Annotated in this window: 23 protein-coding genes; 14 read left to right on the forward strand and 9 right to left on the reverse strand. The window is 44.9% G+C overall.

From position 1 onward, the window contains the following. Nucleotides 1–14 precede the first annotated feature (14 nt). Complete coding sequence (gene aspS / locus VIA_RS12675) at nucleotides 15–1,793, forward strand: aspartate--tRNA ligase (protein WP_004413407.1); 1,779 nt, start codon at nucleotides 15–17, stop codon at nucleotides 1,791–1,793. Nucleotides 1,794–2,865: 1,072 nt separating this feature from the next. Here aspS and VIA_RS12680 read toward each other — a convergent pair. Continuing rightward, entirely contained in the window at nucleotides 2,866–3,558 is a 693-nt protein-coding gene (locus VIA_RS12680; protein ID WP_004413408.1) for a pseudouridine synthase, read from the reverse strand. Nucleotides 3,559–3,847: 289 nt separating this feature from the next. Here VIA_RS12680 and VIA_RS12685 point away from each other — a divergent pair, with 289 nt between their 5' ends. Further along, nucleotides 3,848–6,073, forward strand: coding sequence for an NADP-dependent isocitrate dehydrogenase (locus VIA_RS12685; protein ID WP_004413409.1), 2,226 nt, complete (start codon nucleotides 3,848–3,850; stop codon nucleotides 6,071–6,073). Between the two features lie 163 nt (nucleotides 6,074–6,236). Here VIA_RS12685 and cspD read toward each other — a convergent pair whose 3' ends face one another. After that, nucleotides 6,237–6,458 (reverse strand): cold shock domain-containing protein CspD, encoded by a 222-nt coding sequence (cspD, locus tag VIA_RS12690; protein ID WP_004413410.1) that lies wholly within the window; start codon nucleotides 6,456–6,458, stop codon nucleotides 6,237–6,239. A gap of 462 nt (nucleotides 6,459–6,920) precedes the next feature. On the opposite strand from cspD, the gene clpS reads away from it, so the two are divergent. Next, nucleotides 6,921–7,241: an ATP-dependent Clp protease adapter ClpS gene (gene clpS, locus VIA_RS12695; RefSeq protein WP_004413411.1), complete on the forward strand. Its 321-nt coding sequence runs from the start codon at nucleotides 6,921–6,923 to the stop codon at nucleotides 7,239–7,241. A gap of 42 nt (nucleotides 7,242–7,283) precedes the next feature. Then, the gene (gene clpA / locus VIA_RS12700) at nucleotides 7,284–9,554 is read left to right on the forward strand and encodes an ATP-dependent Clp protease ATP-binding subunit ClpA (RefSeq protein WP_004413412.1); all 2,271 of its coding nucleotides are present in this window, start codon (nucleotides 7,284–7,286) and stop codon (nucleotides 9,552–9,554) included. A gap of 62 nt (nucleotides 9,555–9,616) precedes the next feature. On the opposite strand, the gene VIA_RS12705 is transcribed toward clpA, so the two are convergent. The 3 genes from VIA_RS12705 to VIA_RS12715 are packed head-to-tail and all read right to left on the reverse strand — an operon-like array spanning nucleotide 9,617 to nucleotide 11,971. Then, nucleotides 9,617–10,252, reverse strand: a complete 636-nt coding sequence (locus VIA_RS12705; RefSeq protein WP_004413413.1) for a YdcF family protein — start codon at nucleotides 10,250–10,252, stop codon at nucleotides 9,617–9,619. A 13-nt stretch (nucleotides 10,253–10,265) separates the two neighbouring features. Further along, the gene (locus VIA_RS12710; protein ID WP_004413414.1) at nucleotides 10,266–11,087 is read right to left on the reverse strand and encodes an NAD(P)H-binding protein; all 822 of its coding nucleotides are present in this window, start codon (nucleotides 11,085–11,087) and stop codon (nucleotides 10,266–10,268) included. Beyond that, nucleotides 11,084–11,971: a LysR family transcriptional regulator gene (locus VIA_RS12715; protein WP_004413416.1), complete on the reverse strand. Its 888-nt coding sequence runs from the start codon at nucleotides 11,969–11,971 to the stop codon at nucleotides 11,084–11,086. Before VIA_RS12715 ends, VIA_RS12710 begins: the two co-directional genes overlap by 4 nt. 90 nt (nucleotides 11,972–12,061) lie before the next feature. Between VIA_RS12715 and VIA_RS12720 the strand changes: the two genes are divergently transcribed. After that, entirely contained in the window at nucleotides 12,062–12,490 is a 429-nt protein-coding gene (locus VIA_RS12720; protein ID WP_004413417.1) for a PACE efflux transporter, read from the forward strand. 88 nt (nucleotides 12,491–12,578) lie between these two features. Here the strand turns inward: VIA_RS12720 and VIA_RS12725 are convergent, their stop codons facing one another. Further along, nucleotides 12,579–12,812, reverse strand: a complete 234-nt coding sequence (locus VIA_RS12725; RefSeq protein WP_004413418.1) for a TIGR02647 family protein — start codon at nucleotides 12,810–12,812, stop codon at nucleotides 12,579–12,581. A 499-nt stretch (nucleotides 12,813–13,311) separates the two neighbouring features. Between VIA_RS12725 and focA the strand changes: the two genes are divergently transcribed. After that, nucleotides 13,312–14,154: a formate transporter FocA gene (focA, locus tag VIA_RS12730; RefSeq protein ID WP_038211362.1), complete on the forward strand. Its 843-nt coding sequence runs from the start codon at nucleotides 13,312–13,314 to the stop codon at nucleotides 14,152–14,154. 407 nt (nucleotides 14,155–14,561) lie between these two features. On the opposite strand, the gene VIA_RS12735 is transcribed toward focA, so the two are convergent. Beyond that, on the reverse strand, nucleotides 14,562–15,347 hold the full coding sequence (locus VIA_RS12735; RefSeq protein ID WP_004413422.1) for an ABC transporter permease: 786 nt from the start codon (nucleotides 15,345–15,347) through the stop codon (nucleotides 14,562–14,564). Nucleotides 15,348–15,786: 439 nt separating this feature from the next. Here VIA_RS12735 and torE point away from each other — a divergent pair, with 439 nt between their 5' ends. From torE to torA, 3 genes are read left to right on the forward strand one after another with little or no spacing between them, the layout of a single operon-like run. Continuing rightward, nucleotides 15,787–15,966: a trimethylamine N-oxide reductase system protein TorE gene (gene torE / locus VIA_RS12740; RefSeq protein WP_004413423.1), complete on the forward strand. Its 180-nt coding sequence runs from the start codon at nucleotides 15,787–15,789 to the stop codon at nucleotides 15,964–15,966. Between the two features lie 49 nt (nucleotides 15,967–16,015). Then, nucleotides 16,016–17,200 carry a pentaheme c-type cytochrome TorC gene (gene torC, locus VIA_RS12745; RefSeq protein WP_004413424.1) on the forward strand — a complete coding sequence of 395 codons (1,185 nt, stop codon included), beginning with the start codon at nucleotides 16,016–16,018 and terminating at the stop codon, nucleotides 17,198–17,200. 25 nt (nucleotides 17,201–17,225) lie between these two features. Next, on the forward strand, nucleotides 17,226–19,688 hold the full coding sequence (gene torA / locus VIA_RS12750; RefSeq protein ID WP_004413425.1) for a trimethylamine-N-oxide reductase TorA: 2,463 nt from the start codon (nucleotides 17,226–17,228) through the stop codon (nucleotides 19,686–19,688). Nucleotides 19,689–19,739: 51 nt separating this feature from the next. Here the strand turns inward: torA and VIA_RS12755 are convergent, their stop codons facing one another. Beyond that, nucleotides 19,740–20,483, reverse strand: coding sequence for a substrate-binding periplasmic protein (locus tag VIA_RS12755; protein ID WP_004413426.1), 744 nt, complete (start codon nucleotides 20,481–20,483; stop codon nucleotides 19,740–19,742). Nucleotides 20,484–20,856: 373 nt separating this feature from the next. Between VIA_RS12755 and VIA_RS12760 the strand changes: the two genes are divergently transcribed. Next, entirely contained in the window at nucleotides 20,857–21,849 is a 993-nt protein-coding gene (locus VIA_RS12760) for a porin (RefSeq protein ID WP_004413427.1), read from the forward strand. Nucleotides 21,850–21,969: 120 nt separating this feature from the next. Here VIA_RS12760 and VIA_RS12765 read toward each other — a convergent pair whose 3' ends face one another. Then, nucleotides 21,970–22,860, reverse strand: coding sequence for a sulfotransferase (locus VIA_RS12765; RefSeq protein ID WP_004413428.1), 891 nt, complete (start codon nucleotides 22,858–22,860; stop codon nucleotides 21,970–21,972). 225 nt (nucleotides 22,861–23,085) lie between these two features. On the opposite strand from VIA_RS12765, the gene VIA_RS12775 reads away from it, so the two are divergent. From VIA_RS12775 to ruvA, 4 genes are all read left to right on the forward strand, one after another. Beyond that, nucleotides 23,086–24,822, forward strand: a complete 1,737-nt coding sequence (locus VIA_RS12775; protein ID WP_004417929.1) for a glycoside hydrolase family 36 protein — start codon at nucleotides 23,086–23,088, stop codon at nucleotides 24,820–24,822. 54 nt (nucleotides 24,823–24,876) lie between these two features. Beyond that, entirely contained in the window at nucleotides 24,877–25,398 is a 522-nt protein-coding gene (gene ruvC / locus VIA_RS12780) for a crossover junction endodeoxyribonuclease RuvC (RefSeq protein WP_004413431.1), read from the forward strand. Between the two features lie 2 nt (nucleotides 25,399–25,400). Beyond that, nucleotides 25,401–25,553: a hypothetical protein gene (locus tag VIA_RS22370; protein WP_004413432.1), complete on the forward strand. Its 153-nt coding sequence runs from the start codon at nucleotides 25,401–25,403 to the stop codon at nucleotides 25,551–25,553. Nucleotides 25,554–25,625: 72 nt separating this feature from the next. Next, nucleotides 25,626–26,243 carry a Holliday junction branch migration protein RuvA gene (ruvA, locus tag VIA_RS12785; RefSeq protein ID WP_004413433.1) on the forward strand — a complete coding sequence of 206 codons (618 nt, stop codon included), beginning with the start codon at nucleotides 25,626–25,628 and terminating at the stop codon, nucleotides 26,241–26,243. Nucleotides 26,244–26,245: the final 2 nt, after the last annotated feature.

A 26,245-nucleotide genomic window follows, 5' to 3' on the forward strand; every position in this document is an offset into this window, starting at 1 on the left:
TTGGGAAATTCATTATGCGTACCCATTACTGTGGTCACCTGAACAAGTCCCTTGCAGGACAAACTGTAGAACTTTGCGGCTGGGTTAACCGTCGCCGTGATTTGGGCGGTCTTATTTTCATCGATATGCGAGATCGTGAAGGTATCGTTCAGGTAGTTGTTGACCCAGATATGGCAGATGCGTACGAAGTTGCTAACACGCTACGTAATGAATTCTGTATCAAGCTAACAGGTGAAGTACGTGTTCGTCCAGACAGCCAAGTAAACAAAGACATGGCAACGGGTGAAGTAGAGATCATCGCGAAAGGTCTTGAGATCATCAACCGTGCAGACGTTCTACCTCTAGACTTCAACCAGAAGAACTCAGAAGAGCAGCGCCTTAAGTACCGTTACCTAGATCTACGTCGTCCTGAAATGAGCGACCGCATCAAGCTACGTGCTAAAGCGTCTAGCTTTGTTCGTCGTTTCCTAGATGACAACGGTTTCCTAGATATCGAAACACCAGTACTAACCAAAGCGACACCAGAAGGTGCGCGTGACTATCTAGTACCAAGCCGTGTTCACAAAGGTTCTTTCTACGCGCTTCCTCAGTCTCCACAGCTATTTAAACAGCTGCTGATGATGTCTGGCTTTGACCGTTACTATCAAATCGTTAAGTGTTTCCGTGATGAAGACTTGCGTGCAGACCGCCAACCAGAATTCACTCAGATCGATATCGAAACGTCATTTATGACGGCTGAGCAAGTTCGCGCAACCACTGAAAAGATGGTTCGTGAAATGTGGCAAGAGCTGCTAGACGTGGATCTAGGTCAGTTCCCAATCATGCCATTCTCTGAAGCGATTCGTCGTTTCGGTAGCGATAAGCCTGATCTGCGTAACCCACTAGAGCTAGTAGACGTTGCTGATCTAGTGAAAGATGTAGAGTTCAAAGTGTTCTCAGGTCCTGCGAACGACGAGAAAGGCCGCGTAGCAGTTATCCGTGTACCAGGTGGTGCTAAGCTAACTCGTAAGCAAATTGATAGCTACGGTGAGTTCGTTGGCATCTACGGCGCGAAAGGTCTTGCGTGGATGAAGGTTAACGACCGTGCTGCAGGCATGGAAGGCATTCAGTCTCCAGTGGCTAAGTTCCTAAACGAAGACGTAATCAACGGCATTCTAGATCGCACTCAAGCTGAATCTGGCGACATCATCCTATTTGGCGCAGACAAAGCAAACACTGTATCTGAAGCTCTAGGTGCACTACGTCTGAAGCTAGGTACCGATCTAGAACTGACCAACGAATCTGCATGGGCTCCACTATGGGTTGTTGACTTCCCAATGTTTGAAGAAGACGACGAAGGCAACCTACACGCTATGCACCACCCATTCACATCGCCACTAGGTGTGAATGCGGAAGAGCTAAAAGCGAACCCAGCAGCGGCGAACTCAAACGCATACGACATGGTTCTAAATGGCTATGAAGTGGGCGGTGGTTCTGTACGTATTCACAACGCAGAGATGCAATCAGCGGTATTCGATATCCTAGGTATTGAAGCTGACGAGCAGCAAGCTAAGTTTGGCTTCCTACTAGACGCACTGAAGTTCGGTACACCACCGCACGCAGGTCTAGCATTCGGTCTTGACCGTCTAGTGATGCTACTTTGTGGTACAGAGAACATCCGTGACGTTATCGCGTTCCCGAAAACAACCAATGCTTCTTGTCTACTAACAGACGCGCCAAGCCTTGCGAACCCAGCTTCGCTTGAAGAGCTAGCGATTGCAGTTAAAGCAGCAGAGAAGAAAGAAGAAGAGTAATCGCTCACTTTCTTTGATGATTTAAAAACGGCGCTTCAATTGAAGCGCCGTTTTTGTATATATGTCATTCCATAGAGTGACGCAGCAACGAGTAGGGAATCTCTATAAGGTTTCGACTTGCTGTAAGAGATCCCCAACTCACTCGTCCCTCGTTCTCGGGGATGACAGTTGGTTGTCATTTGTCATTCCATAGAGTGACGCAGGAGCGAGTAGGGAATTTCTATAGGTTTTCGACTTGCTGTAAGAGATCCCCAACTCACTCGTCCCTCGTTCTCGGGGGATGACAGTTGGTTGTTATCTGTCATTCCATAGAGTGACGCAGGAACGAGTAGGGAATCTCTATAAGGTTTTCGACTTGCTGTAAGAGATCCCCAACTCACTCGTCCCTCGTTCTCTGGGGTAGCAGTTGTTTGAGATTCGTCATTCCATAGAGTGACGCAGGAGCGAGTAGGGAATCTCTATAGGTTTTCGGCTAGCTGTAAGAGATCCCCAACTTACTCGTCCCTCGTTCTCGGGGATGACAGTTGGTTGTCATTTGTCATTCCATAGAGTGACTCAGGAGCGAGTAGGGAATCTCTACAGGTTTTCGACTTGCTGTAAGAGATCCCCAACTCACTCGTCCCTCGTTCTCGGGGATGACAGTTGGTTGTCATTTGTCATTCCATAGAGTGACGCAGGAGCGAGTAGGGAATCTCTATAGGTTTTCGGCTAGCTGTAAGAGATCCCCAACTCACTCGCCCCTCGTTCTCGGGGATGACAGTTGGTTGTTATCTGTCATTCCATAGAGTGACGCAGGATCGAGTAGGGAATCTCTACAGGTTTTCGACTTGCTGCAAGAGATCCCCAACTCACTCGTCCCTCGTTCTCGGGGATGACAGTTGGTTAAGTAAGCCGTTCTCTCTGGGGTAGCAGTTGTTTGAGATTCGTTATTCCATAGAGTGACGCAGGAGCGAGTAGGGAATCTCTATAGGTTTTCGGCTAGCTGTAAGAGGTCCCCAACTCACTCGTCCCTCGTTCTTGAGGATGACAGCAACAAAAAGGGCTGACTAACTGCCAGCCCTTTAAAGCGTGTTTAAAACTCTATCTCTTTCCATTCACCTGGCTGCAAGTCACCTAATGTCACATCACCCATTGAATAGCGAATCAAACGCAGAGTAGGGAAGCCGATGTTCGCTGTCATGCGACGAACTTGACGGTTACGCCCTTCAATAATGGTAATCGCTAACCATGTAGTCGGAATGTTGGCGCGAAAACGCACTGGAGGATTACGTTCCCACACGTTCGGCGCATCCATCACTTCGACTTTGGCTGGCAAGGTCATGCCATCTTTTAGTTCGACACCCTTACGCAGCTTGTCGAGATCTTCATCGCTTGGCGCACCATCTACTTGCACCCAATAGGTTTTTGGTGACTTAGAGTTCGGCTGAGTCAAACGAGCTTGCAAGATGCCATCGTTGGTCAGAACCATTAAGCCTTCACTGTCTCGATCCAACCTGCCTGCGGCATAGACATCTTTCACCGTTATATAGTCTGCAAGTGTTTTTCTGCCGTCACCATCGGTAAATTGGCTTAAGGTATCAAATGGCTTATTAAACACCACAACCTTACGATCTTCTGGCGCGACTTTAGGTTTATTTTTTATAGGTTTACGTCGCTGTTTGGATGAAGAACTATTGACGCTATGTTGATTATTTTTACGTTTAAAACCTGATTGATGCTTTTTAGATGGCGATGAGGATGAGTCACGGCGTGAGCGTGGTGACATGTTAACTACCTTGCAAAAATGTAAATAAAGTGTGGGTGAAAGTATCTAAAGAATCCAATTTGAGCTATCATTTGCGCGCCCAAAAACAGGATTGTTGAACAAGATAATAGACTATTATCGTGTTTTTGTTTAATTATAACTAATCGCTCTCAAGGATGTCGTACTTAAACGACGAAAACAAAAGAGACGGATAAATCGCAACAAGTGAGGGGATTATTCATAACTTGTTAGCGTTCACACACACAGGGCCACATACCACGCGGTCCGGTTAGAACAATAGGGAAATTTCATGCCTACAGAAAAACCTACAATTATTTACACTATTACTGATGAAGCACCTGCGCTAGCGACATACTCACTATTACCGATTATTCAGTCGTTTACTGCTTCTTCAGGCATCAATGTTGACACTCGTGATATCTCTCTAGCTGGGCGTATTATCGCTAACTTCCCAGAGCACCTAACTGACGAGCAACGCATTGGTGATGCACTTGCAGAACTAGGTGAACTAGCAAAAACTCCAGAAGCAAACATTATCAAGCTGCCAAACATCTCGGCATCTATTCCTCAGCTAAAAGCAGCAGTTAAAGAGCTTCAAGACAAAGGTTTTAACCTACCAAACTACCCTGAAGAGCCAAGCACATACGAAGAAGAAGCGATCAAAGCGACTTACGATAAGATTAAAGGTAGCGCAGTAAACCCAGTACTACGTGAAGGTAACTCTGACCGTCGTGCTCCTCTATCTGTTAAGAACTACGCGAAGAAGAACCCACACTCAATGGGTGCGTGGTCTGCAGACTCTAAATCACACGTTTCTAGCATGACTGGCAACGATTTCTTCGGTAGCGAAAAATCGCACACCGTAGTAGGCGCAACTGACGTTAAGATTGAATTCGTTGCTGCTGACGGCGCGGTGAAAGAGCTAAAAGCGGCGTTCCCTCTACAAGATAAAGAGATCATCGACTGTTCAGTGATGAACAAGAAAGCGCTAGTAGAGTTCTTTGAAGCGCAAATCGCTGAAGCGAAAGAGCAAGACGTTCTGCTTTCACTGCACATGAAAGCAACCATGATGAAAGTGTCTGACCCAGTGATCTTTGGTCACGCGGTTAAGGTTTACTACAAAGACGTATTTGCGAAATACGGCGAGCTATTTGACAAGCTAGGTGTTGATGTAAACAACGGTATCGGTGACGTTTACGCTAAGATTGAAGCGCTTCCAGCGGCTCAAAAAGCAGAAATCGAAGCGGCACTTCAAGCGGTTTACGAAACTCAACCACCTCTAGCAATGGTTGATTCTGACCGTGGCATTACTAACCTACATGTTCCAAGTGACATCATCGTTGACGCATCAATGCCAGCGATGCTGCGTTCATCTGGTCAAATGTGGGGGCCAGATGGTAAGCAGAAAGATACCAAAGCGATGATCCCAGATCGTAGCTATGCAGGTATCTACCAAGCGGTTATCGACTTCTGTAAAGAGAATGGCGCATTCGACCCAACGACTATGGGTAGTGTGCCAAACGTAGGCCTAATGGCACAAAAAGCAGAAGAGTACGGTTCGCACGATAAGACATTCATGCTAGATGCTGCTGGTACAGTACGTGTTGTTGATGCATCAGGTGCAGTACTACTTGATCAATCAGTAGAGGAAGGCGATATCTTCCGTATGTGTCAGGTGAAAGATGAGCCAATCCAAGATTGGGTTAAGCTTGCAGTAACACGCGCTCGCGCAACAGGCGTTCCAGCGGTGTTCTGGTTAGATGAAAACCGTGCACACGATGCTCAGCTAATCAAGAAAGTGAATGCATACCTTCCACAGCACGATACCTCTGGTCTAGAGATCAAGATTCTTGCTCCACTTGAAGCGTGTCAGTTCTCTCTAGCTCGCATCAAAGAAGGTCAAGACACTATCTCAGTAACAGGTAACGTACTGCGTGACTACCTAACTGACTTGTTCCCAATCTTAGAACTTGGTACGTCTGCGAAGATGCTTTCTATTGTTCCTCTAATGAACGGTGGTGGTCTATTTGAAACAGGTGCTGGTGGTTCTGCGCCTAAGCACGTTCAACAGGTAGAAAAAGAAAACCACTTACGTTGGGATTCTCTTGGTGAGTTCCTTGCACTCGCAGCATCTCTAGAGCACCTAAGCACAGTTGCTGGCAATGCGAAGGCACAAGTACTTGCTGACGCACTCGATAAAGCAACCGGCGACTTCTTAGACAACAACAAGTCGCCATCGCGTCGTGTTGGTGAACTAGATAACCGTGGCAGCCACTATTACCTAGCGACTTACTGGGCACAAGCTCTTGCAGCGCAAACAGCAGATGCTGACCTAGCGGCTGAGTTTGCTCCAATTGCTGAAGCACTTGCTTCAAATGAAGAGAAGATTGTTGCAGAACTCAATGATGCGCAAGGTGTTGTTGGTGAGCTTGGTGGTTACTATGCACCAGTCTTTGAGAAAGCAGCGCCACTGATGCGTCCAAGCGCTACGCTAAACGACATCATCAATGCTTAATCATGCTTGATTGATAGATAAAACAAACCCGCCGAAAGGCGGGTTTTTTATGATCTTTATAACTGATATAAAAGAGTTTGTTATACCAATCTGGATAAGTAAGTGATTATTCCAAATGAAAGGATCATTTACGTATTGAGGTTGGTATCTATTATGGCAGCGATTATTTTGCTGGTTGGGCTTCCACAGGTGTCACAACGCTCGCGTGATAGCCTTTAGGTCCTTCTTCCACCTCGAAGTTAACTTGTTGACCAGCTTTCAGAGTACGATATCCATCCATTTTGATCGTCGAATAGTGCGCAAACACATCTCCATCTTCTCCTTCTGAACAGATAAAACCAAATCCTTTGGCGTTGTTAAACCATTTTACTGTACCTGTAGCCATGCTATACATCCCTCATGCATTTTGTTACTGACGTTGTTAAGGCGTTTACGTTGTTTCCTTGTAAACGGAAAGTGAATTTCCATTCAGCCGCTGCCAAATTTTCAGTCACTATTTGACCAATGTAGCTAATGATTGAGCGCAGTCAATAGGAAAAAGGTATTACGGTCTACATATTTACAAACAATTCACTTTTGAGATTTACATTTTTGTTACTAATGAATGCTCACTTCGTAGGCGTTAATTCATTTGGTGAATGGTTTTTGGTTTCTTTTTAATCAATTAGATAGATGTTGTCGCTTGATAGAAATCTTTTATTTGCAGCGACTCAAATGCTGCATTAGTCTCTAAGTAAGAACAAAATTTTTTTGTCGCATTTTGTTCGTAATAGTAAGAGCTAAATTCAAAACTTTCGCCTCATGAAGTGGTAAAATTAATAAAGTTCAACATCAACATCGAAAAGCCATGAGCAAACATTTTGAATGGGTTACTCCAGATTCTGATCTACTGGAGTTAGAGAAAACCAAAGTAAAGCCACCGTCCATGTATAACGTTGTACTTAACAACGATGACTACACCCCAATGGACTTTGTGATTGAAATCCTAGAACGTTTTTTTTCTATGGATATCGACAAAGCGACGCAAGTGATGCTCCAGGTGCATTATGAAGGCAAGGCAATTTGTGGCACGTATACTGCAGAAGTTGCTGAGACTAAGGTAGCGCAAGTTACCATGTATTCTACAGAGAATGAGCATCCTTTGCTTTGTACAATGGAACAAGCCTAACGCTTGTTTGAGCAACGCAAGTTGTTCTTAAAGGAGGTACTTATGCTGAATAAAGAATTAGAGTCGAGTCTGAACGGCGCCTTCGCTCGCGCAAGAGACAAACGACATGAGTTTATGACTGTCGAGCACCTCCTGTTAGCATTGTTGGAAAACGATGCTGCGAGAGAAGCCCTGCAAGCCTGCCAAGCGGATATTGACGCATTGCGCAGTGAGCTTGACATATTCATTGATCAAACAACCCCACTTATTCCAGAAAATGACGAAACACGTGAGACTCAACCAACCTTGAGCTTCCAGCGTGTACTTCAACGTGCTGTTTTTCATGTTCAGTCTTCAGGGCGCAGCGAAGTGACAGGTGCTAACGTATTAGTCGCGATATTCAGTGAACAAGAATCACATGCCGCTTACCTGCTAAAGAAAAACGACATCAGCCGTCTAGATATTGTGAACTTTATCTCTCATGGCATCACTAAAGCGTCCAGTTCAGATGAGGATCCTGGTTCTTCAGGCTCGTTTGGTAGTGAAGCGGTAGAAGAAAATAGTTCCGAAGATCGCTTAGAGAGTTTTGCGACCAATTTGAATCAAATTGCAAAACAAGGGCAGATTGATCCACTTATTGGCCGCGATAAAGAGCTAGAACGTACCATTCAAGTTCTATGTCGCCGTCGTAAAAACAACCCATTATTGGTTGGTGAAGCAGGCGTCGGTAAAACGGCCATTGCTGAAGGTCTCGCTTGGCGTATTGTTGAAGGTCAAGTGCCCGACATCATCGCCGATAGCGTGATTTACTCGCTCGATATCGGCTCACTACTTGCGGGTACTAAGTACCGTGGTGATTTCGAGAAGCGCTTTAAAGCAATCTTGAAACAGCTAGAGAAAGAAGACGATGCGATTCTGTTCATCGACGAAATTCATACCATTATCGGTGCGGGTGCGGCGTCGGGTGGTCAGGTTGATGCAGCGAACCTAATTAAGCCACTGTTAAGTAGCGGTAAGTTGCGCTGTATTGGCTCTACGACCTACCAAGAATACAGTACGATCTTTGAGAAAGAGCGCGCATTGTCTCGCCGTTTCCAAAAAATCGATGTGGTTGAGCCATCGCTTGATGACACGACTAAAATCTTGATTGGTCTGAAGCCGAAATATGAAGCGCACCACGAAGTTCGTTACACCAACAAAGCCTTACGTGCTGCGGTAGAGCTATCTGCGAAATACATTAATGAGCGCCACTTGCCAGATAAGGCGATTGACGTGATTGATGAAGCCGGTGCTCGCAGCCGTTTAGCGCCAGCTAGCCGTCGTAAGAAAACGGTAGGTGTCGCGGACATTGAAGCTATGGTGGCTAAAATGGCGCGTATTCCTGAAAAGTCCGTTTCTTCTTCAGACAAAGAGATTCTGCAGAATCTTGATGAGAAGATGAAGATGCTGGTGTTTGGTCAAGATGATGCCATTGATGTGCTAAGTGAAGCGATTAAGTTGACTCGTGCGGGCCTAGGTGCTGATCATAAACCAGTGGGTTCATTCCTATTTGCTGGCCCTACCGGGGTTGGTAAAACGGAAGTGACTGTTCAGCTTTCTAAGCTACTGGGTATTGAACTGCTTCGCTTTGATATGTCTGAGTATGGCGAACGTCACTCTGTGAGCCGATTAATTGGTGCTCCTCCGGGTTACGTTGGTTACGATCAAGGTGGTTTACTGACTGATGCAGTGATCAAACATCCTCACTCAGTTGTATTACTTGATGAGATTGAGAAAGCGCACCCAGATATCTTCAACTTGTTACTGCAAGTGATGGATAACGGCACATTGACCGACAACAATGGTCGCAAAGCGGACTTCCGTAATGTGATCCTTGTAATGACGACCAACGCGGGTGTTCAGGAAACTGAGAAGAAATCGATCGGCCTGATCCAACAAGATCACAGCCATGACGCGATGTCAGTGATTAAGAAAGTGTTCACACCGGAGTTCCGTAACCGTCTTGATAATATCATTTGGTTCAACAGCTTGGATGAACACGTTATCCATCAAGTGGTTGATAAGTTCATTGTCGAACTACAAGCTCAACTTGATGCGCGTGGTGTGTCGCTAGAAGTGTCTGATGATGCGCGCCATTGGTTAGCACTGAAAGGCTACGACAAAGCGATGGGTGCCCGTCCAATGGGACGAGCGATTCAAGAGCAGCTTAAGAAACCACTGGCGAACGAACTGTTGTTTGGCTCGTTAGTTGATGGAGGTACGGTGAAGGTGAATCTGAAAGATGATGAACTGAAGTTCGAGTATCTCAGTGAGAAAGAAGCGGCGATTCATTAAGCGATAACGATATGAGAAAGCCAGAGCAACTGCTCTGGCTTTTTTGTATTTAGAGACTAAGGCTATTCAAAGTAGGGTTTAACGGCGCGATAGGACTCTTCAACCGATTGAGGGATCGCTTGCTCGGTTTGGAATCCAAGCTTTGGATACTCTTTAATACGCTGAAAATCACCTAGCATTGCGGTGATGGTTGTTTCAATATCAATCTCATCATTGAAATAATCGCAGAATGAAAGCTTAGGTGAGGTGACACAAGCAAGTTGATATGGACTTGGCCATTGCTTCTCAAATGTGGCTAAAGTACGTCTTTCCATATAAGGTTTTTGCACCAAGATGAATGAACTGACGTCAATACTTCGTTCTTTGAGTAGCTGGTGAGTGAATCGAACGTTCTCACCAGTATTGGTGGCTTGGTTTTCAATGATGATCGCATGGTGGGGTACACCCATCGTTTGAGCGATAGCAGCAAAGGTTTCTGCTTCGCTAGTTTCAAATGTTCCCTGTGTTAATCGACCGACGCCACCGGAAAAGATCAGCCAATCAGCCCAGCCTTGTAAGTATAAATTCGCAGCGTGCTCTGCGACTCGTATGTCATTGCTGCCCAGTACAAAAATACAGTCTGATTTTTCTAATTGATGACCGAGCTGCATATAGTCCCAAAGGTGTTCGATATGCTGGTAGAGCTTCTTGTTACTCATCCAGTGTTCCTTCTCAAAGCATTTCTAACGTATGTTGGAAATGAAAATGGTATCCCAACTGTATTAATCGATCGGCCACTATGCGCTTGTCTGGTGTTTCTGTGGTAGGGGGAAGTGGGTCACCGCTGCCAGATTGATCAATAGCGGCCTGATAGAATTCGGCCTTGCTGACGGTATTAGGTGTGGTGGCATTAACGACTACGTTGGCTGTGTTCAAGGCGATAAAGCTTGTTGCACCAATCGCATCATGCAAATGGAGCATATTCGCTGGGGCTTGATTGCTAACTTGCTTTAGCTTAGAGACAAAGCGCGCAGGGTGTCTATCAGGGCCAATCAGACCACTGCAGCGAACGATGCCATAGTTCAAGCCTGAGTCAATCAGATATTGTTCCGCTTGCAACATCACTTTGGCGTTGTCGGTAAAGTCCGTGTTCGTTTGTGCTAAAGCCAATGTTGCTTGAGCTTCACTCATCTCTTGCGCAATATTTGGATAAACGGTAGTTGAGCTGACCATCACCACATGAACCACGCCAACTTGTTGGCAAATCTGAGTCAGTTTGTTCCAGTGGTGTGCATACTCGTCACCTTTCCCTTTTCTGAAGCCGGGAGGAAAACAACCAATCACGATATCTGGACTAAGAGCAGTGAGTGATTGGGAAAGTTCGGAGATATCTTTGTTTAAATCGAACTCAAACCCATTCAAGTGTTTAGCATTGAGCTGCTCTACACCTTCAGCAGTAGTACGACTCACGGAGACTTTGTGACCAAGGTTTTCAAGACATTGAGCGAGTGGTTGTCCTAACCAACCGCCACCGATAATGGTTATTTTCTTCACGACGATTTCCCTAATAGTTGTCTTAATTCTGAGCGTAGATACGCATGGATGGGGTGAGAACTAAACGCAGGATGCTGGATAATGTCGACGTTTGCGTGCCAACTTAAATTTTCAAACTCTGCGGGTAGGGGGACGATGCTATTATCTTTGAGTCCGTAATTGGCAATGTGTTTAGGTAGTACACCCCAGCCAAACCCCTTCTGTACCAGCTCTCTTAACATGTAGTAATTATCAGCATACCAAATGTCAGGGCTATAGGCTTTTTGAAAGCTACTGGTCTTACTATTTTTTGACCTTACTAACAGTTGACGGTGCAAGATTAACTGGTCGATATTGCTAACTCGATGTTTTGCGAGAGGGTGGTTAGCTCCGACATAAACATCAAACTCAATACTCCCGACAGATTCAAAATCTAGTCCGGCAGGCAATGAAATTTCTGAGAACATCACTCCTGTTGTGGCTCTCTTTGATTCAACGAGCTCGATCACATCAACGCTGGAGGCGGAAAGAAATTCAAATGTCACACCAGGGAATTTCTCTGACACATGTTCGATGACGCTAGAAAGGTTATTCATAGGAATACCTTCATCCACCGCTAAGCTTAATTGTGTCGACTCATCGTTGGCTATCTGGGTGATGCTTTGGCGCAATCGGTAATGCTGCTGCAGCGAAGCTTGAGCATGAGGTAATAACTTTTCACCACTGGCGGTGAGTGTTGGATAGCGTGAGGAACGGTCAAACAGCTCCAGACCGCTGTCGATCTCGAGGTTCATAATGTGCTGACTAATCGCCGATTGCACTTTGTTCAGCGACCGTGCCGCTGCCGAAAATGAGCCTTGTTCGACCGTTGTAACAAAGGCTTCCAATTGTTCAATGCTAAACATATCACTTTTACTGATGGTATCTAATTATATTGCATCTTAAATATAGATGATAATGACCTCATCGACTATGACATTGACTGGAAAATTGAAATGAACAAACAAGAGAGAGTATTTCACGCAGTAGTTTTTGAAGCTTTGGCTTTGGCGATGATAGTGCCAGCTTCTGCCTTAATCACCGGCAAAGGTGCAAGTGATTTAGCGTTTGTTGGTGTTGGACTTAGCCTCTTTACCGTTGTTTGGAACTACTACTACAACCTGATGTTTGATCGTATGTTTGGCCAAGACAGAGAAAGTCGTACATTGAAGATGCGTATAGGGCACACAGCAGGGTTTGAAGGGGGGCTTATCTTTATTACTGTTCCTTCGATTGCTTGGTTCTTGCAGATCAGTCTTGGTGAAGCGATCTTACTAGAAGCAGGGTTCTTAGTATTTTTCTTCTTCTACGCAACCGCGTTTAACTGGGGCTATGATCGCATTCAGCCATATCAGCGCTGGATTCAGCGTCAAAGCGTATCGTAATTGAGTGATGACGAATAAGGGAAGCGCGAAAGAGGAGATAAGAGCTTGGTAGACCACCAAGCTCTTATAGAGTTTTACTCGGAGTCGTTTAGCTAGACAGTACTCTTAAAATTTTATCTGCGTGTTCCGCAATTTCGATACCTTCATCAGTTAGGTAGCCACCATCAGGTAACGTGCATAGACCCTTTTCGTAAAGACGCTGGACTGCCGCCTGCATTTCTTCGGACGCATCATTATGAACCTTAATGCCCGTTGCAGCGCTGCTGATATCAAATTGAAGCAGAAGGTTAAGTTCAGACATATTTTCAGGCGTAAGTTTCATATTTAATTCCTTCATAGAAAGTACTTATCTCAACTTAATCAGGATGTTGGTAATCAGCAACTTGATCCATTGAGAAATGTTAGCCATCCCTTACTTTATGCAAAAGATCGAGACGATTTGGTGTTTGAGTAATCGAATGCCGAGAGAATAGACCTAAATCAAAGACTAATCAGAATTACCCTATTGAGGAATGGCTATTCATTTTTAATAGCGAAACTGCATATTAAATTTGGTTATTATGAACAATCAGCCTAAAGTGGGTGTGAGGTAAAGAAATTAACATCTATAGATGTGTAAGTAATTGAATAGTAATGGGTAAAATCTAAATTTAGATGATGTGTTTATCTCAATTTAGCTTGGCGTTTAGCATCAATTAGTGAAAGTTTCCTTCAGATTAAAAACATTTTGTCCAATGCAACGAATTAGCGCTTGAATTTGATCACAAATCACGTAATTATCCGCGGCCAATAACCCACATGTTGCAAAATGTTTCGTAATGATAAATCTAAACCAGTTTGACTCTTTACTTCCTCCTCAAATGGCAGAGCGTGCGGCAGAAATTGGCGTAGGCAAAGCAACGAAAGATCCAATGAAATCTTTCTTATTGGCGATTTCCGCAGGTATCCATATTGGTATCGCATTCGTTTTCTATACCATCGTAACAACGGGCGCGGGTGATATGCCGTGGGGCGTCACACGCTTGTTAGGTGGGCTAGCGTTCAGTTTAGGCTTAATCCTTGTTGTTGTGACAGGTGGTGAATTATTTACCAGCTCTGTACTGACGTTAGTGGCGCGTGCCAGCGGGAAAATAACGTGGAAGTGTTTAATTAAAAACTGGGCAGTGGTCTATAGCGGTAACCTAATCGGTGCGCTGCTTCTTGTGGTTTGTATGCTGATGACCAAGCAATATATGTTTGATCATGGCCAGGTTGGTTTGAATGCGATGGCGATTTCACAGCATAAAATGCATCACACCTTTTTATCTGCAGTTGCTTTAGGCGTAATGTGTAATGTATTGGTTTGTGTTGCCGTTTGGATGACATTCAGTGGCCGAACATTAACAGATAAGATTGCGGTGATGATTTTGCCTGTTGCAATGTTTGTTTCTGCAGGCTTTGAGCACTGTATTGCAAACATGTTCCAAGTGCCGATGGCGATCGGTATTAAGAACTTTGCTCCAGCAGAGTTTTGGCAAATGACAGGCGCTAATATCGCAGACTATGCCGATCTAAACATGATTAGTTTTATTACCAACAATCTGATTCCGGTAACGCTTGGCAACATTATTGGTGGTGGCGTATTTGTCGGTATATGGTACTGGTTGATTTATCTTCGCGACTAATTAGACATAAAGCGATGATTCAAAAGACTCACTTAGGTGGGTCTTTTTTGTTTGTGGAGAAAGTTCATTCCCTTCAAATGGAACTAATGTAGCGGGGGTGGTGATCAGCCAGTCATGAAGATCGGGTGAATTTGTCTTGACCATTCCTAGCTCATTGTTATCGACATTGTTCAACATAGTGATTGCCTCTATTTACTTGCTTTCAGAGCACAATAGAAGAGCGGAATGACAAAATTATTACGTCTCACGAATTAATCGATATGAGACTGAATGCAAAGGGAATTTTTTGTTGACGTCAATGACAAAGTCAGTACGCCAGATTGTATCTGAAGTATCACCACGGTTATCCACAGAATCTGTGGATAAGATCTTTAATCCTTTGTTCATGGAACAAAAGATCGGCCAGATTATTGTGATCTAACCAAGATCTTGCCCTCATTGTTGATGCAATTTCTTACAGTCAGTCTTAGGGAAAGTGTAATGGAAATAGAGAGCATGACGAAAATCGCCACCATGATCATTATCTGATATTTGATGGCAACAATTGGGCTAGCACCACCGAGGATTTGGCCTGTCATCATCCCTGGTAGCGTGACAAGTCCGCTGGTGGTCATGGTTGCTAGGGTTGGGGCGAGAGAGCGCTGAATGGCTTCTCTAACAAAAGGTAAGGTGGCGTATTCTTTAGACGCTCCTAAAGAAATTGCCGCTTCATATTCTCCTTGTCTCTCTTTTAACGCACTAAAAAAGTGTTGTAATGAGACGATATTGCCACTCATTGAGTTGCCAAGCAGCATGCCAGCTAACGGAATTAAATATTGAGCATTATAGAGTGGACTTGGCTGAATAATGACAAGAGTAATCAGCGTTAAGACGGGAAACAGCCCTAAGAATAGACCGACGACAACCGGCATGATCATCGGTTTTCTTGGCAGTTTTGCCTTCGAAATGATCGCACTCGCGCCAATTAGCATCATGAGTGCAATCCAAACGATATTGATGGTGAAACTGTTGAGAGTAAACAGGTACTCAAGGTAGACACCGACCAATAGTAATTGCAGCGTCATTCGGCCAACACTCAGAAAAATTTCTTTACTGATTCTGAGCTGGTAAACACGACTAATGGCGAGAGGAATCGCTAACAAACTGAAAAATAACGCCAATGTTAGCCAAGGTATATCGACCACACTTTCCATAAATCCTCCCGAGAACAATCAGTGTATTGTACTGATTATTGTCGTAGAGTCACCATGCCTTAGTTTTGAAAAAATGATGATTTGTCCTCACATCTGGAAACAAATTAGTTACAAATGGGCTAAAATTAGCACGTAATATCTGTGCCTCTAAAGTGGTAGATGTTACAGTTGTTAAGTTGGGGTTGTGATAAATGGTGGTTTTTTGCTGTCATTTATCTGTTAATAATCGTTCATAAAAATTGGTTTATTTACACATAAAATTGTAATTAAACACAACTCTGGATGAGCTCAAAAAAGTGTTGAATAACAATGACAGATGGGTCGGAATTGATTGAACCCTACTTATAGTATGGTCTAACATTTCTACTTAGAGATAGAAGAAATTTAGCTCAATCATAAGAGCTATCCAAATAACACTAGATACAAAATAGGCAAATGTATGAGTGATGTTAATAAAATCGAGAGTGGTGAAAAACGCTCTTTGGAGTGGAAGTCATTCCTCTTCATCGCGGTCGTTCTCTTCCCTGTGTTGAGTGTGGCATTTGTTGGTGGTTACGGATTCCTTGTATGGGCAATGCAAGTGTTCTTCTTTGGACCTCCAGGTGCACACGGCATGTAAGCCGTGAGCTCATTTCCACATTTTTGAACAGATTTTAAGAGAGCAAACTATGAAATCATTTATCATCAAGCTGTGGCGTACAATGACGCGCCCTGCAGTTCATATCAGCCTTGGTGTGCTGACTATGGGCGGCTTTATTGCTGGTGTTATTTTCTGGGGTGGCTTTAACACAGCACTGGAAGCGACCAACACAGAAGAGTTTTGTATCAGCTGTCACACAATGCGTGACAACGTATACGTTGAACTACAAGAAACCGTTCACTGGAAAAACCACTCTGGTGTACGTGCTACGTGTCCTGATTGTCACGTTCCTCATAACTGGACAGATAAAATTGCACGTAAGATGCAGGCATCCAAAGAAGTATTCGCTCAAGTATTTGGTAACTACGATGAACCAGGAGTGTTTGAAGAGCGCCGTATCGAACTTGCTAAACACGAATGGGACCGTTTCTCCGCGAACAAGTCTCTAGAGTGTAAAAACTGTCACAACTACGAATCTATGGATTTCGAGCAAATGTCTCCTACTGCTCGCATCCAAATGAAGCAAGCGGCTGAGAAAGATCAAAGCTGTGTTGACTGTCACAAAGGTATCGCACACAAACTTCCAGCTGGCATGGACAGCATCGGCGGTATCGTTGGCGATCTTGAAGGTCTAGCTTCGAACACCAAATACGATGTTGGTCAAACGCTAGTGAGCGTGCGTCATCTACCTATTTACTTCGATGCTGAAGGTAAGACTGAAGCGGGTCTACTTAACCCTGCGTCTTCAGTAACAGTGATTGCTGACAAAGGCGATTATGCTGAGATCGAAATTGACGGTTGGCGTAAAGCGAAAGGCTTTGGTCGTGTAATCCAAGAAGACTTTGGTAAGAACATTGCAGTTGCTTCTCTACTTAAAGAAGCGTCAACAGACAGTAATGTTGTTACAACTGGCGAGAAAAAAGTGGATGAGCTAACAGGTCTTCCATGGGAAAAAGTGGCGGCGAAAGTATGGATCAAGAAAGAATCTATGCTAAACGACATTACGCCTGTATGGGAAAAATCAGCTGAAGCATACAAAACTAACTGTTCAGTATGTCACACACAGCCTGACGAAGCGCACTTCGATGCGAATACATGGCCTGGTATGTTTGACGGTATGCTTGCATTCGTTAACCTAGATACAGACAGCGAAGCACTGATCTTGAAGTACCTACAGAAGCACTCTTCAGATTATGCTGAAGGCCACCACTAATAAGCGTCGGATTGGAGTAAATTAAATGGCTATTTCACGAAGAAGTTTTCTTAAAGGTGTTGCGACGACAAGTGCAGCATCAGTAATCGGTCCAAGCTTATTGGCATCAGCATCTGCAAGTGCAGCTGAGTCTACAGGTACTTGGAAGGTTTCAGGTTCACACTGGGGCGCGTTCCGCGCCCACATCTACGCGGGTAAAGTTCAAGAGATCAAAGCGCTTGAGCTAGATAAAAACCCAACAGAGATGTTGAACGGTATTAAAGGCATTATCTACAGTCCATCACGTGTTCGTTACCCTATGGTACGTCTAGATTGGCTGAAAAAGCACAAGTACAGCGCAGATACACGCGGTGACAACCGTTTTATCCGTGTAACTTGGGATGAAGCACTTGACCTGTTCTACCGTGAACTAGAACGTGTTCAAAAAGATTACGGTCCATGGGCTCTACACGCTGGTCAAACAGGTTGGAACCAGACTGGTGCATTCAACAACTGTACAGCTCACATGCAGCGTGCTGTTGGTATGCATGGTAACTTCATCACTAAAGTGGGTGACTACTCAACTGGTGCTGGTCAAACAATCCTGCCTTACGTTCTAGGTTCTACCGAAGTATACGCGCAAGGTACTTCGTGGTCTGAAATCCTAGAAAACGCAGACAACATCGTTCTTTGGGCAAACGACCCAGTGAAGAACCTGCAAGTAGGTTGGAACTGTGAAACGCACGAATCTTTTGACTACCTTGCTCAACTAAAAGAGAAAGTAGCAAAAGGTGAGATCAACGTACTTTCTGTTGACCCAGTTAAGAACAAGACTCAGCGTTACCTAGAGAATGACCACCTGTACATCAACCCGCTAACAGACGTAGCATTTATGCTGGCTGTAGCGCACGTGCTGTACAACGAAGACCTATATGACAAGAAGTTCATCGACACTTACTGTCTTGGCTTCAATGAGTTCATCCAGTACGTTCAGGGTGAGACTAAAGATAAAGTTGTTAAGACACCTGAATGGGCTGCTGAGATCTGTGGCGTTAAAGCTGACAAGATCCGCGAATTTGCTCGTATGCTTGTAAACGGCCGTACACAGATCCTGATGGGTTGGTGTATTCAGCGCCAAGAACACGGTGAGCAGCCATACTGGGCAGCCGCAGTTGTTGCAGCAATGGTTGGTCAAATCGGTCTACCTGGCGGTGGTATCTCTTACGGTCACCACTACTCAAGTATCGGTGTTCCTTCAACTGGTTTTGCTGGCCCTGGTGGTTTCCCACGTAACCTAGATACAGGTATGAAGCCAAAATGGGATAACAACGACTTTAACGGCTACAGCCGCACTATCCCTGTTGCGCGTTGGATCGACTGTCTACTAGAACCAGGTAAAGAGATCCGTTACAACGGCGGCAAAGTGAAACTGCCTGACTTCAAGATGATGGTTATCTCGGGCAACAACCCTTGGCACCACCACCAAGATCGTAACCGCATGAAGAAAGCATTCAAGAAGCTTCAGACTGTTGTAACGGTTGAGTTTGCTTGGACTGCAACGTGTCGTTTCTCTGATATCGTTCTTCCTGCATGTACTCAGTGGGAACGTAACGACATCGATGTTTACGGTTCATACTCAAGCAAAGGTTTGATCGCGATGCACCGCTTAGTGGATCCTCTGTTCCAATCTAAGCCTGACTTCCAGATCATGAGTGAACTGACTCAACGTTTCGGCCGTCGTGATGAATACACACGTGGTATGAGCGAAATGGAGTGGATCGAAAGCCTATACAATGACTGTCGTGCTTCAAACAAAGGTAAGTTCGAGATGCCAGAATTCAACGAGTTCTGGGAGAAGAGCGTACTAGACTTCGGTCAAGGTAAGCCTTGGGTTCGTCACGCTGACTTCCGTCAAGATCCAGAAATCAACCCACTGGGTACACCTTCTGGTTTCATCGAGATCACTTCTCGTAAGATCGGTCGTTACGGTTACGAACACTGTCAAGAACACCCTATGTGGTTCGAGAAGTCTGAACGTTCTCACGGTGGTCCTGGTTCTGACAAACACCCATACTGGCTGCAATCTTGTCACCCAGACAAGCGTCTGCACTCTCAGATGTGTGAATCAGAAGAGTTCCGTGCAACTTACGCTGTTCAAGGTCGTGAGCCTGTATACATCAACCCAGTTGATGCGAAAGCGAAAGGCATTAAAGATGGTGACCTAGTACGCGTATTCAACGACCGTGGTCAGCTTCTAGCGGGCGCAGTTGTGACTGATAGCTACCCACGCGGTGTTATCCGTATTGAAGAAGGCGCATGGTACGGTCCCCTGAATGAAAAAGAAGGCGCTATCTGTACTTACGGCGATCCAAATACGCTGACTCAAGATATTGGTTCTTCTGAGCTAGCTCAGGCGACGTCTGCGAACACATGTATCGTAGATTTCGAGAAGTTCACTGGGAAAGTACCACCAGTCACTTCATTCGGTGGTCCAATCGAAGTCGCGTAATCCTACGCAGTTGAATGAAAATACCAGCCAAAAGGCTGGTATTTTTTTATCTTAAGGAAAAGCGATTCCATATTTCTTCCTTAGTGCTTCCATCTGAGCCTCTCCATGTTGTTTAAAGTAGCGGTTTAATGCATTGACGATCTCTTGTGCTTGAGGGTGAGTTCTTCTTACAGCGACATGCACCGGTGAAGAGTCTAAAAACTTACGGCTGAAATGGAGCTGCTCGGCCCCAACTCCCATCTCTTTTATTGTCCAGCGACCGACAATCTCATCGGTAACCAGTACATCTGCACGTGAAGAAAGCAGCAAGCGGATACTATTTGGTAGATCGATAGAGATAACGCGGTACATATGTTGGTACTCAAGCAGTTCGGCTGCGTACGCATAGCCATTAATCATAGCGACACGCTTTTCTCTAAAGTCTTCAATAGAGTGATATTCAAAGTTAAGTTCGATGGGGGAGACAACTGCCATTTGGTTATACATATATGGCTCAGTAAATAGGTAGTCTTGTTCCCTTTTCGGTGTCTTCCATATCGCAACAATGATGTCGTTCTTCCCCCTTAGGGTTTCTTTAAGAATCCTAGCCCAAGGTTTTTCTACGAACTTAACTTGGTATCCAGCCCGAGTCAGTCCTTCTATCACAAGGTCATGTGCAATGCCGCGTCCTTGCGGTGCCTCCATGATAAATGGAGGCCAAGCCGTCTGCGCGACACGCAGGACTGAAGCGTAACTAGGGATAGATAAAGCATAAAAAAACAGTATGCCAAAGAGGATATAGCTGCGGATAGACACCTTACCTTCCTTTATAAAGACGCTATTAGAAAGTGTAGCCGAACGTAAAAAAGACAAGAGTTTTTAGTTAAGTCTCATTTATCGAGAAAATGAATGAACTTTTTTTGTTATCTGTAAACACTGTGTGAGTTTAGGTGTTTTTATGAATTTAACGAAAACGGTGTGATTTCATTCACTTTATTTGAGTGTTTTTGCTTGTTTATTGTCCGTATTTGCGTGGTTTTTAGAAATTTGCACCTCTTCCTCCGTTTGTTTATTAGGTATTTTTTGATCGTTTTATTTGTCAATCATTGGTTGTGGGAATAATTTCAGCAACCAGGGCAAGCCGGTGGAACTGGCGCTCATAAATAAAAATTTATAGGAACAAATAAAAATGAAAAAGACAGTATTAGCAGTAGCTCTTTCACTTGTTGCTGGATCTGCAATCGCAGCAGACGTAAACCAAGACGTTTCAGAACGTGCTCGTGAATCAATCATTGACCTGATCCTTTCTGGTGAAGAGTTCTCTGTTGGTGGTCAAATTGCAGCCGGTGGTTACTACCAAGAAGGCCGTGAAAACGCGAAAGGCGAAAAAGAAGAATTCTTCAATGATGGCGTAACGGGTTTCGACCTATTCATCAACTACCAGAAGGGTAACGTACTTGGTCAGTTCGCAGGTGAATTCGACCTAGCAGACAACTACTCTTCTATGGACGCTTCATTCACAGTTATCGATACTTGGGTTGGTTACAAAACAGGTTTCGGTGTCGCTTCTATCGGTTACGCAGCGGACTCTGCTCTAGACGCAGTAGACGGCGCAGCTGACCTGACAGTTGAATTCGGTGCTTCTGCATCAGACGCTTCAGACGTTAACCAAGTGGTTAAGTTTGAAGGTATCAAAGAAGGCTTCAAATACGGCGTATCTTACTACGGTGACCGTGAAGCAAACTCTAACGGCCAAAAAGGCTTCAACGGCTACGTTGGCTTCCAAAACGACAACTTCCAAGTTAACGCTGGTTACGAGAACAACGACGAAGACAACAACGAAGACGGCATTGAGCAAATCATGCTAGTAAACGGTGTGGCTTACTTCGGTGACTTCGCTGTAGGTGCAAACGTTGCTCAGCACGAAAACTTCGCAGGTCAAGATTCAATGCTTGTAAGCACATCTGTTGGTTACACAATGGATAAACTATACCTAGCGGCTGGTTACGCGAACCAAGAAGCATACGTTTCTTCTGAAGCAGATACAGAGTGGGTTAACTTCGGTGCAACTTACCAGTTCACTAAGAAGACATCTGCACTTGTAGACTTCAAAGTTGATCTAACTGACGACAACGGCAGCGATGATCTAGCAGCATTCTTCAAGCTAGCTTACGACTTCTAATCGCCTTAAGGCTCTGTAAAAGACGGCCTGCATTGCAGGCCGTCTAATTTTAAAGCAGGATGCTTTGCGCAATAATCCACTGCCTTTTTTGCCCTCCGGAGATGGAGGGCTTTTTCGTTTTTAACCGGCGAGTTTTGCCGGGCACCATCGCTCGATAGTCTGTCTGGAAGTCATCGAAATCTTACTGGCTAACTGGCGGTTAGAAAAAACGGTGCGCTCCATTTTCTCATCTATTCGTTGATCATTGCTTAAATGACAAAAAGACATGATCGAATGAATGGCGTACTTAGGGTTACTTAGAAACTGCTCATACTGAATGGTCAGCATGTTGGCATTGACTCGCGCCTGTTCTTCTTTTGTTGTCGTTAAGATCTTATTCAGTTGGAATGCCGTTCCTGCTACAGGGTTTTTCGCAATCGCGTTATAGGTGTTGATCTCTTTAGTAGAATAAGCACCGCGCCACCATAATTGTTGTGTTCCTTGTTCTTGCCAGAATTTAGTATTCAAAAGCGAAGTTACAGTGGCGGTCGGTTCTCGGACAATATTAATGAAGTAGGCATCTGGGAAGATACTGTGAAGATACTCTAGACGGGCTGGGCCTGTGAGTTTCAAGGCAAGGCGTTGTTTACCTTGTAGCGTCAGCATCTCATCGAAAGTTCTACGTATTGTTTGCTTTTCTACTTCAGATGCACGCTTGTACAACAAAAAATCTCGGCTAAAGTCGATATCGCTGCGTGTCATTTTCTGCCATAAACTCCATGATTCGGCAGGTCTTGGCACAATGTTATTTAACAAAGCGGTTCTTTGGTATTGGGCTTTCTCTCCTCGAATTGACCAAAAATCATTATTACTCAATCGTGACAGCGCAGAAAACCAAGGCAGGTTTGGGTACCACTCTGTGTAATTAGTTGGGCCACCAAGAAGGGGATGCGCGAACAATATCTCGGAAACGATGGTTGAGCCTGAACGCCCAGGACTAATTACAATAATTGGTCTTTCTAAACGTTTCATAGTGATTCCTTCATTCGACTTTTACAGTAAAAAGCAATTGATGTACCAGCTTTTAAATCCCCAAGTTTCATTAACTTACTTGGCTCGTGTCGGCTATTCTCAATTTGCTTCTCAGATTGATTTGAAAAACGTGACCACGGTAAAAAAGTGCGTTATAGAGCAAATAGACAATAACTTTGCACAGTGCTTTAATTGGCAAATCATCAAGTCGTTGAGTGCCTTACAGTGAGAAGTATCCAGTTAGAGAATGAACGCAGCCTGTTGATTACCAATAGTGACCTTGGCGTGAGCGTTTTTAAGAATGAGGCAACCTTTTCTTATCGAGGGTTATCGAATCCGTCCATCGATGACGATTATCTACTTTTTCAAACTGAATTTGATTTTGAAAGACAAGCGACATTATTAGGCGATGGCTTCCAAATGCTGGCTCAGACAACAGGAACCTGTGAGTCGCCGATTGAGGTTGGTCGCTGTCCTGACAACAGTTCGAGTTATCGAATTTATCCTTCGCAAGCGTCTAAGCGATACTATAACTATCTAGTGATAGAAGATTCACTTGGCTACGCGTTGTTCGGCTTTACCTCTTGCCACCGTTTTGCGGGCTACTTTACCGTGAGTGAAAGGGATGGGAAGTTACAGGTTAACGCGTGTATTGATGGCGAAAATACTCACCCACAAGATTGGGCGACGAGCCAGCTTGAATCGGTGGTAGCATTGCGCGGCGAGTCTTTATCTGAACTCTACACTGAGTTTAGCGACTATATTCAAGCTCATCATTCAGCGCGTCGCGGTGTTAAACAGCCCGCACCATTAGGTTGGTGCTCTTGGTACGCTTATTATGCTGAGGTCACTGAGCGTAATATTGAAGAAAATGTTGAGTATATGGCAGCGAACTTAAAACAGTTTGATTACGCCTTGCTTGATGATGGTTACCAAGCCTTTATGGGGGATTGGTTGACGCCTTCCGATAAGTTCCCATCGGGTATTAAGTCGGTAGTGACTGAAATTAAGTCTCGTGGCAAAAAGCCGGCGATCTGGATGGCACCGTTTATTGCTCAGCCTGAATCTGAAATATTTAAGCACCACCCTGAATGGTTCGTGCGCCATGCTGATGGCAGTTTGCTTAAAGCAGAAGATATCACTTATGCCGGTTGGCGTTGTACACCATGGTACATCTTAGATACCACCAATATTGATGTTCAAGAGCATCTCACGCATGTGGTTAAGACAATGCGAGAAGAGTGGGGTGTTGAGCTGTTCAAACTCGATGCCAATTACTGGGGCGCATTGAAAGGGGTTCGTAGCGTATCCGGCGTGACAGGAGTAGAAGCGTACCGAATTGGCATGCAAGCGATCGCGAAAGGTGCAGGTGATGCATTGATACTCGGTTGTAATGCACCCATGTGGCCATCACTCGGGCTTGTCGATGCAATGCGCGTCTCTGACGATGTTGAACGTTGTGGTAGCCGATTTGAACAAATTGCCAAAGAGACCTTTTACCGCAGCTGGCAACATCGCAAGCTTTGGCAAATAGACCCTGATTGTGCCACGTTTGTCTCTCTACCTAACCAAGCTACCGAACGTCATCATTATGAGTTTCACCGAGACGTATTACTCGCCTGCGGGGGAATGTTGTTATCTGGAGATCCACTGCCTGAGCTGACCTCTTTTGCGAAAAAGTCGCTCAACAAATTGGCGCTAAGGCACAAGAATAATCAAGAAGCTGCGCGTTTTAGCGCGCTGAATCTTCATCATGCATTCCTACCGCTGACTGAGCGCAATGATCTCCATTGCTTGTTTAATTACCATCAACCTGCGCGTGAAGTGACGCTCACCGCGGACTATCCCGTGAATTGGTATGATTACTGGAGCGGAGAAAAGCTGAACCCGGAGCCAACACAAGTGTATGAAGTGGCCTTAGAGTCCGGTTTATCCAGTCGTGCGATAATTACCTCGCCATAGCGAACAGCGTGGACTAAAATGGCGCTCTGAAACTAGTGATAAATATAGAACCTAATGACAATTATACTTGGGATCGATCCGGGCTCTCGGATTACAGGCTATGGAGTGATTCGCCAGACAGGGCGTCATTTACAATACCTAGGCAGTGGTTGTATTCGAACCTCTGAAAAGGAGCTGCCGGGCCGCTTAAAGCAGATTTATGCGGGTGTGTCAGAGATCATCACCCAGTTTCAGCCAGATGTGTTTGCGATCGAGCAAGTCTTTATGGCGCGAAATGCCGATTCTGCTTTGAAGCTCGGTCAGGCGAGAGGCAGCGCGATTGTTGCAGCGGTGAATGCCGATTTACCGGTTTCTGAGTACGCGGCAAGACTGATCAAGCAAGCCGTGACTGGAACGGGTGGGGCAGATAAAGAGCAAGTGCAGCATATGGTTCAGCAAATGCTTAAGTTGCCAGCTCGGCCACAAGCGGATGCCGCTGATGCTCTAGGCGTGGCGATTTGTCATGCTAATACCAATAAAACCTTGGTTGCTTTGGCGGGTAAGGCGACGGGCGCTCGCCGCGGGCGCTACCGTTAATCATGTTTGAACCAATTTTAGAGCCTGAACCGATTCCAGAGCAGCGCCCGGAAGGCTGTTCAGATGAGCAACCTGATATTAGCACTAACTGTTTAGGTTGCCCTCGTGCTTGGGTATGTCCAGATCATTTGCAGGTCTGGCAAGATTCTCTCTAAGCCAGTTTTTACTGGCTATCCATCCAGTTCTTTATTATCCTGTCGCAAATTCATTTCAAAAGAGTATCAACTGTGATTGGACGTCTACGCGGCATTCTAATTGAAAAACAACCACCAGAATTGCTTATTGAAGTTAATGGCATTGGCTATGAAGTTCAAATGCCGATGAGCTGCTTTTACGAACTGCCAAACCTAGGCGAAGAAGCCATTATCTATACTCATTTTGTGGTTCGTGAAGATGCGCAGCTATTATATGGTTTCAATACAGTTAAAGAGCGCGCGCTGTTTAGAGAAGTGATCAAAGCAAATGGTGTGGGCCCTAAATTAGGTTTAGGTATTCTTTCTGGAATGACGGCGAGCCAATTTGTCGCGAGCGTTGAACGTGAAGACATTTCAACTCTGGTCAAGCTACCGGGTGTTGGTAAGAAGACGGCAGAACGTCTCGTGGTTGAAATGAAGGATAGGCTGAAAGGATGGAGTGCGGGCGACCTGTTTACTCCGTTTACTGACGCAGCACCAGCAGACTCTGTGCCACAGGCGACACAAGAGAGTGCTGAAGAAGAGGCGGTCAGTGCGCTGCTTGCACTTGGTTATAAGCCTACACAAGCGTCTAAAGTCGTGTCACAAGTTAAGAAAGCGGATATGAGCAGCGAGCAGCTTATCCGTGAAGCATTAAAGTCGATGGTATAAAA

Origin of the sequence: Vibrio orientalis CIP 102891 = ATCC 33934 (genome assembly GCF_000176235.1) — a bacterium.
Classification (GTDB): Bacteria; Pseudomonadota; Gammaproteobacteria; order Enterobacterales; family Vibrionaceae; genus Vibrio; species Vibrio orientalis.

Bases quoted from the DNA above. Each gene is read 5' to 3' on its own strand.
- aspS (WP_004413407.1), top strand. From the start codon at position 15: ATGCGTACCCATTACTGTGGTCACCTGAACAAGTCCCTTGCAGGACAA.
- VIA_RS12680 (WP_004413408.1), bottom strand. From the start codon at position 3,558: ATGTCACCACGCTCACGCCGTGACTCATCCTCATCGCCATCTAAAAAG.
- VIA_RS12685 (WP_004413409.1), top strand. From the start codon at position 3,848: ATGCCTACAGAAAAACCTACAATTATTTACACTATTACTGATGAAGCA.
- cspD (WP_004413410.1), bottom strand. From the start codon at position 6,458: ATGGCTACAGGTACAGTAAAATGGTTTAACAACGCCAAAGGATTTGGT.
- clpS (WP_004413411.1), top strand. From the start codon at position 6,921: ATGAGCAAACATTTTGAATGGGTTACTCCAGATTCTGATCTACTGGAG.
- clpA (WP_004413412.1), top strand. From the start codon at position 7,284: ATGCTGAATAAAGAATTAGAGTCGAGTCTGAACGGCGCCTTCGCTCGC.
- VIA_RS12705 (WP_004413413.1), bottom strand. From the start codon at position 10,252: ATGAGTAACAAGAAGCTCTACCAGCATATCGAACACCTTTGGGACTAT.
- VIA_RS12715 (WP_004413416.1), bottom strand. From the start codon at position 11,971: ATGTTTAGCATTGAACAATTGGAAGCCTTTGTTACAACGGTCGAACAA.
- VIA_RS12720 (WP_004413417.1), top strand. From the start codon at position 12,062: ATGAACAAACAAGAGAGAGTATTTCACGCAGTAGTTTTTGAAGCTTTG.
- VIA_RS12725 (WP_004413418.1), bottom strand. From the start codon at position 12,812: ATGAAACTTACGCCTGAAAATATGTCTGAACTTAACCTTCTGCTTCAA.
- VIA_RS12735 (WP_004413422.1), bottom strand. From the start codon at position 15,347: ATGGAAAGTGTGGTCGATATACCTTGGCTAACATTGGCGTTATTTTTC.
- torE (WP_004413423.1), top strand. From the start codon at position 15,787: ATGAGTGATGTTAATAAAATCGAGAGTGGTGAAAAACGCTCTTTGGAG.
- torC (WP_004413424.1), top strand. From the start codon at position 16,016: ATGAAATCATTTATCATCAAGCTGTGGCGTACAATGACGCGCCCTGCA.
- torA (WP_004413425.1), top strand. From the start codon at position 17,226: ATGGCTATTTCACGAAGAAGTTTTCTTAAAGGTGTTGCGACGACAAGT.
- VIA_RS12760 (WP_004413427.1), top strand. From the start codon at position 20,857: ATGAAAAAGACAGTATTAGCAGTAGCTCTTTCACTTGTTGCTGGATCT.
- VIA_RS12765 (WP_004413428.1), bottom strand. From the start codon at position 22,860: ATGAAACGTTTAGAAAGACCAATTATTGTAATTAGTCCTGGGCGTTCA.
- ruvC (WP_004413431.1), top strand. From the start codon at position 24,877: ATGACAATTATACTTGGGATCGATCCGGGCTCTCGGATTACAGGCTAT.
- VIA_RS22370 (WP_004413432.1), top strand. From the start codon at position 25,401: ATGTTTGAACCAATTTTAGAGCCTGAACCGATTCCAGAGCAGCGCCCG.